The 6,556-nt window shown below is 39.0% G+C and carries 6 protein-coding genes; all 6 read right to left on the bottom strand.

What is annotated here, in order from left to right; all coding sequences use genetic code 11:
* Window positions 1-172: 172 nt before the first annotated feature.
* Window positions 173-322 carry a hypothetical protein gene (locus Q1K78_RS16685; RefSeq protein ID WP_366900178.1) on the bottom strand — a complete coding sequence of 50 codons (150 nt, stop codon included), beginning with the start codon at window positions 320-322 and terminating at the stop codon, window positions 173-175.
* Window positions 323-732: 410 nt separating this feature from the next.
* Entirely contained in the window at window positions 733-1,635 is a 903-nt protein-coding gene (locus tag Q1K78_RS16680; protein ID WP_300181488.1) for a tyrosine-type recombinase/integrase, read from the bottom strand.
* Between the two features lie 318 nt (window positions 1,636-1,953).
* Window positions 1,954-3,330: a Re/Si-specific NAD(P)(+) transhydrogenase subunit beta gene (gene pntB / locus Q1K78_RS16675; RefSeq protein WP_300181486.1), complete on the bottom strand. Its 1,377-nt coding sequence runs from the start codon at window positions 3,328-3,330 to the stop codon at window positions 1,954-1,956.
* Between the two features lie 11 nt (window positions 3,331-3,341).
* Window positions 3,342-4,898 carry a Re/Si-specific NAD(P)(+) transhydrogenase subunit alpha gene (gene pntA, locus Q1K78_RS16670; protein ID WP_300181484.1) on the bottom strand — a complete coding sequence of 519 codons (1,557 nt, stop codon included), beginning with the start codon at window positions 4,896-4,898 and terminating at the stop codon, window positions 3,342-3,344.
* 260 nt (window positions 4,899-5,158) lie between these two features.
* Window positions 5,159-5,434, bottom strand: coding sequence for an HlyU family transcriptional regulator (locus tag Q1K78_RS16665; protein WP_300181482.1), 276 nt, complete (start codon window positions 5,432-5,434; stop codon window positions 5,159-5,161).
* Between the two features lie 80 nt (window positions 5,435-5,514).
* Window positions 5,515-6,556: ABC transporter permease (locus Q1K78_RS16660; RefSeq protein ID WP_300181480.1), on the bottom strand; the 1,042-nt coding region annotated here is incomplete at its 5' end.

Here is a 6,556-nt window from a genome sequence, read left to right as displayed (position 1 = left end):
GCGATTCAATATATTCACCTGGTAATAACTGCGAATCAAATGGGTCATTAAAATATTTTGATAATGGAAAAAATATTTCTCGATTTATCAAGATGTTTAATGTGTTTTTATCAATCGCACGATACTTATATAAAGTCATATTTAAACCATTCAACATATATTAAACAACATACTATGCCAACTGGTAACTATACTCAACCCCACCCGTTAACTGCTGCATACAACTTCGAGTTAAGTAATACTTTTCTGCCAGCCTCTTCAACAACGAACTTGCCCAGCTTGATGACAAACCACATCTATCCGCAATCTGTGACGGCGTCATCTCTTCACCCTCTTTAATCGACTACAGAACAATTAACTGTGTCTTGCTCAATTTAAGCGCTCCAACTTGGTGTGGCACCGAACGTGCGCATCACAATAAATCAGCCGAAATATGGTCATTTTTGCGCAAAATTTCCATCCTATGATTGCCCCTGTGATTGATGTTTATTTTAACTTTATTAATTGATCTTAAAGATCATTTTACTGCTCATCTATTTCTGAAAAAAAGGCGATAAACAATGCAGCAGCACTTTTTTAGCCATAAATGATAGCGATGAATAACTTCTTACTTCATAAAATCACAGGCGGTAACACGATTCGCATCATTATGCGCTATATTCATTATTTTGATTAAATACGCAAAAATTAATTTATATTCCCGAGGATTTTCTAACTACTGTGCTTATTTATTCACATGAAGTTTAAGTTATCACTTGCTTTTTTCAAACGCTCAAATCCACGTTTATCGTATTTTTGCGTGGTAATGATACTTGCGTGCCCCATCGCATCCTTTACAGTAGAGATATCCTCGCCATTATCCAACAACATAGAAGCAAAAGTTCTTCGGCAATCATGCGGAGAAAATGCATTTACCCCAGCCTGTTTTCGTCTTTCATTTAGTATATGCAAGATAGCTTGTGAGGTTAGTTTATCATCGGTCACTGCGTCAAAACGTCTTATACGCGTAAACAGAGCTCGGTCTTTATCGCCACTGACGGTGGTTAACCATAAATCTAATAGCGATAATGACTGTTTTGGTAAGTAACACATACGTTCCTTATTACCCTTACCAAGTACCCGTAATGACCCCTCTTCTGCATTAAAATTACCAATAGAACAATCGACAATTTCTGAGCGTCTTAATCCACAGCCTAATAATACGCCTAAAATAGCACTGTCTCTAATGCCTTTTATGGTCTGATCATTACAAGAAGAAAACAACAATTGGATCTCATTACGGGATAAAGCGCGGCCTTTCGCTAATCGAGAGCCCTTCATTTGTTTGATGTGTTTTATTAATTGATAGTTATCAGTGGTGATCTTTTTCGATAACCATAGTTCTTGAGCCACACCTTTGATTGCCGCTATGTAGGTATTGATGGTGGCCGATTCTAATTTTTCGGATTTTAATGCTTCAATAACACCAAGTACGTAATCACGATTTATCTGATGCCATGGGCAATTGTTTAAATTAAAAGATCCGAGAAGATATGCGATCTTATTTAGATTCGATCTCATCGTTGATCGGCTATTTTCAGAGTTCAAAGATAACAAATAGGCCTGAGCTGCATTTAAGCTGCTCATTTTAGGCATGGTAAGTCCTACTGAAATCTCATTATTTAAAAGTGTTACAGTGTCACTAGTCATTGATATTACAACTTATTTATCACTTATCCGTAGTATATGATCATTATCTACTTTCTCAAAGGTACATTTTAATAAGTAGGGATCCATTTTAGATCATTCAAGCGTAAATTGATGAAAATAGCGCCATAAAGATCTATTAAGTACGGTAGGTATAGCTCAGAAGAGATTTTAAGAAGACTGTGATTAATTACTATTCTTGGGAAATTGATGAAAAAAAACCGAGTACTAAATACTCGGTTTAATCTATTTAATAAACACGTTTAATTAAAGATGTTTACTTATCTCAACACATGTTGCTTTAGCATCACCGAAAAGCATTTCAGTGTTTTCTTTAAAGAAGAGTGGATTTTGCACACCAGCATAACCAGTATTCATTGAACGTTTAAATACGATAACGTTTTTCGCATTCCAAACTTCAAGTACTGGCATTCCAGCAATTGGGCTGTTTGGATCGTCCATTGCAGCTGGGTTAACCGTATCGTTCGCGCCGATAACAAGAACCGTATCTGTGTCAGATAAGTCATCGTTGATTTCGTCCATTTCAAGAACGATATCATAAGGCACTTTTGCTTCTGCAAGTAATACGTTCATGTGGCCCGGTAAACGTCCCGCAACTGGGTGAATACCAAAACGCACATTGATACCTTGTGCACGAAGTTTTTCTGTAATTTCATGAACTGGATATTGAGCTTGAGCTACTGCCATGCCGTATCCTGGAGTGATAACGACTGACTTAGAATTTTTAAGCATTTCTGCTACTTCTTCAGCCGTTGTTTCACGGTGTTCGCCCTGCTCTTCGTCATCTGAAGAAACCACCACATCTTGACCAAAACCACCAGCAATAACACTAATGAAAGAACGGTTCATTGCTTTACACATGATGTAAGACAGAATCGCACCTGAAGAACCAACTAATGCACCAGTAACAATCAGAAGATCATTTGATAGCATGAAACCTGCTGCTGCTGCTGCCCAACCAGAGTATGAGTTAAGCATAGACACAACCACTGGCATATCTGCACCACCGATTGAAGCAACTAGGTGGTAACCAAAAGCAAAGGCAATCAAAGTGACTAAGATAATGGCAAACATACTGCCTTCAACACTAACAAAGTAGTAAAGAAGCGCGGCAGAAGCAACTAATGCTAATAAGTTTAATTTATGACGGTGCGGCAATTGAAGTGCTGACGAGCTGATCACACCACGTAATTTACCAAACGCAACCAGAGAGCCCGTAAAGGTAACTGCACCGATGAAAATACCTAAGAACACTTCCACTAAATGGATATTTAGCATTGCGCCAGTAAGTACACCGTGATCGATATAACTGTTGTAACCAACAAGTACCGCTGCCATACCAACAAAGCTGTGAAGAATTGCCACAAGTTCTGGCATTTCTGTCATTTCAACTTTCTTAGCATAGTAAAGACCGATTGCTGCACCGATTGCCATTGCAACGATGATCCAACCTGTTCCCGCGGAATCAGGACCAAAAATGGTCGCAATTAACGCGATAGCCATACCCGTCATTCCGTAGTAGTTACCAGAACGAGCGGTTTCTTGTTTAGACAGACCGGCTAAACTCATGATAAATAGAACGGCAGATACAATATAGGCTGCTTGAACTAATCCTGCTGACATTATCCTACCCCTTATTTATCTTTACGGAACATTTCAAGCATACGCTTGGTAACAGCAAATCCGCCGAATATGTTAATACTCGCGATTAGAACTGCAATAAATGCTAAAACAGAAACGACACCATTACCCTGACCTACTTGCAGTAATGCACCTACAATAATGATACCTGAGATAGCATTCGTTACTGACATTAGTGGAGTATGTAGTGAATGGCTTACATTCCAAACAACATAATAACCAACGACACAAGCTAAGATGAATACAGTGAAGTGAGCTAAAAATTCAGCAGGAGCGACAGAGCCAACCCAACCAAAGGCTGCGATACCAGCACCAATCATGCCGAATTTTTTAATCGGAGACATTGGTTCTTTAACTTTCGGGGCTATTTTAGCTTTTGGTGCTGCTTTTGCTTGAGGTTGAGCTGAAACTTGAATTGGTGGCGCAGGCCATGTTACTTCGCCTTCTTTAACAACCGTCACACCGCGAAGAACGACATCTTCAAAATCGATATTGATGTTGCCGTCTTTCTCTTTACATAACAGTTTAAGAAGGTTTACTAAGTTTGTGCCGTAAAGTTGTGATGATTGCGTTGGTAAACGACCAACCATATCAGTGTAACCTACAATTTTTACGCCATTATCTGTTGTGATTACTTGGTCTTTTACTGTGTATTCACAGTTACCGCCATTAGCGGCAGCCAAGTCAACAATCACACTGCCCGCTTGCATACTATCAACCATTGCTTTAGTAATTAGCTTTGGTGCAGGACGACCAGGGATAAGTGCGGTTGTAATGATAATATCAACATCTTTCGCTTGAGCTGCGTACAACTCTTCTGCTTTTTTGTTGAACTCATCAGACATTTCTTTTGCGTAGCCATCACCAGAACCAGAGTTTTCTTTGAAATCTACTTCAAGGAACTCTGCACCCATTGATTGCACTTGCTCTTTTACTTCTGGACGAACATCAAATGCTCGAACGATAGCACCAAGGCTACCAGCAGCACCGATAGCCGCGAGGCCAGCAACACCAGCACCAGCAACGAGTACTTTCGCTGGTGGAACTTTACCAGCCGCTGTAATTTGACCTGTGAAGAAACGACCAAATTCATGGGCAGCTTCTACCACAGCACGGTAACCTGCAATGTTAGCCATTGAACTTAATGCATCCAATGCTTGTGCACGAGAAATACGAGGAACCGAATCCATCGCCATTACATTAATGTTTTTGGTGGCTAATTTAGCAAGCAGCTCTTCATTTTGAGCTGGCCAAATAAAGCTAACTAGGCTAGTTCCCTCTTGAATAAGTTCAAATTCATCAACGCCAGTTTCAGCATTAAGCTGAGGGGCATTTACTTTGAGGATAAGTTCTGATTTCCACACATCATCACAAGATACAATCGTTGCGCCTGCTTTTTGAAATGCAGAGTCATCGAAGCTTGCTAAGATACCGGCGTTAGTTTCTATCGCAACGGTAAAGCCAAGCTTTAATAGCTGTTCAACCGTTTTAGGGGTCGCTGCGACGCGAGTCTCCCCTGCTAGTACTTCTCTAGGTACACCAATTTGCATAGTTATTCCTTTACTATTGGCATTGAATTAATACATTAGTTGTATCGAATATATGATATTAATTCAAGTGTTTTGTAATAAAATGACATAATTACATTACATTAAATAAATATCTGCTTATTCTCACCCTAATTTAGTAAAAAAACAACATTATGATGACTAAGCAGAGGTCAAACCACTGATTGTTACTATTTGATTTTCAAGAATAAGTATAAAGACAAACATCAATAGAGTGCTAATCTACATCAAGTCTATTGCGCTTATTTAAAGATAGATTCACCCATCTGATCAATCAACATCTTGGCTTTACGAACCATTAATTCATCGGCATCATTTTTTGACGAGATAACATCAGAACGAATAAAACGATGCTCTCTTAATTCACCATTGATCTCTTTTGTTACTTTTCCGGCGATGCGAAATTGAGAGCCATCGGCCTCTGAGTTTGGGTATATTAGAAAAGAGTTGTATTCGATTGATTCAATAACCAGTTCTTGTTTAGGTGAAGAACCAAATAGACGTGAAAAAAGCCCCATTTCATTTTCCTTTTTGAAATAAGGCTTATTATAAGCTTAAGATTTGATAATGTATTGTCCCTAAGTTTTATTAATAAGCGTTATTTACGTTTACTGATAAAAAGACAAGTAGCATAAAGGAAACATAACCCATAAAGCCCGGTCAGATTCATTAAAACACTGTGCAATCCTGCACCTTGTTGATTTAATTTAAGAAAGCCATTAATTGCAAAACCACTCGGTAATAAGTGCATTAAATCCGTTATTAAGCTAGGGATTAGCTCTGTTGGCCAAATGAAACCCGCGCTAAACACAATTGGCATTGAGCTAAATAATACCAGTAAAAGGAGGCTTTCAGTGGTTGGTAGCCATCGGGCAAGTAACATCCCAAGAATGATAACTGATGAGATAAATGGGACGAGTAAAATAATCACGTCAATGGCAGTAGAAAAGCGACTGATATGGTAATGATTAAAGACATAACCAAAATAAAAGCACGCCAACACTAATTCAGATAATAAGAAAATACTAAAGCGAGCGATCAAATGAGAACCCGAATTTTCAAGTGCGGTTGCTGCCTTTTGTCGCACACCAACGGCCATCAATAATGTCTGCTGTAAAATAAGAACAAATACAGCAGGAACGACATATTCAACATAGCCCATATTACGATTGAATACAGGAACATAGTTAGATTTAAACGGTTGAAACGTATCCATAGCCGCTGCTATAGGCGTGCCATCAATCGTCATGCGAGCTATACGATATTCAGCGGCTAATGTTCCCCCCGCTTTCATCAACCCTTCTATAATGGTGCCATAAACTAGAAAATAAGAGGCGTCTCCTGCATAAGCAACCGTCGGGGCTTGTCCAAGCTGTAAATCAGTTGAAAAGCCATAAGGGATCACTAGAAAACCAGTCACACGATTATCTAAGAATTGTTGCTTCGCTTGATTGACGCTTTCAGCTTGTTCAATAACATCCAATTGTTGAGATGCATTCGCCATTAGTATGAATTTTCGGCTCAACTCAGATTTATCTAAATCAACAACCGTGATTTTTTGCTCTTCAGGGCTTTGGTTTAAATATGGCAAGGGATAGAGAACGGCATAAAATAGCACCCCACCGATCATTGCCAATACA

This window comes from uncultured Aliivibrio sp., from assembly GCF_946479765.1.
GTDB lineage: Bacteria > Pseudomonadota > Gammaproteobacteria > Enterobacterales > Vibrionaceae > Aliivibrio.
Note: the sequence above shows the minus strand (reverse complement) of the source record. Positions and strands in the feature narration are given on the sequence as shown.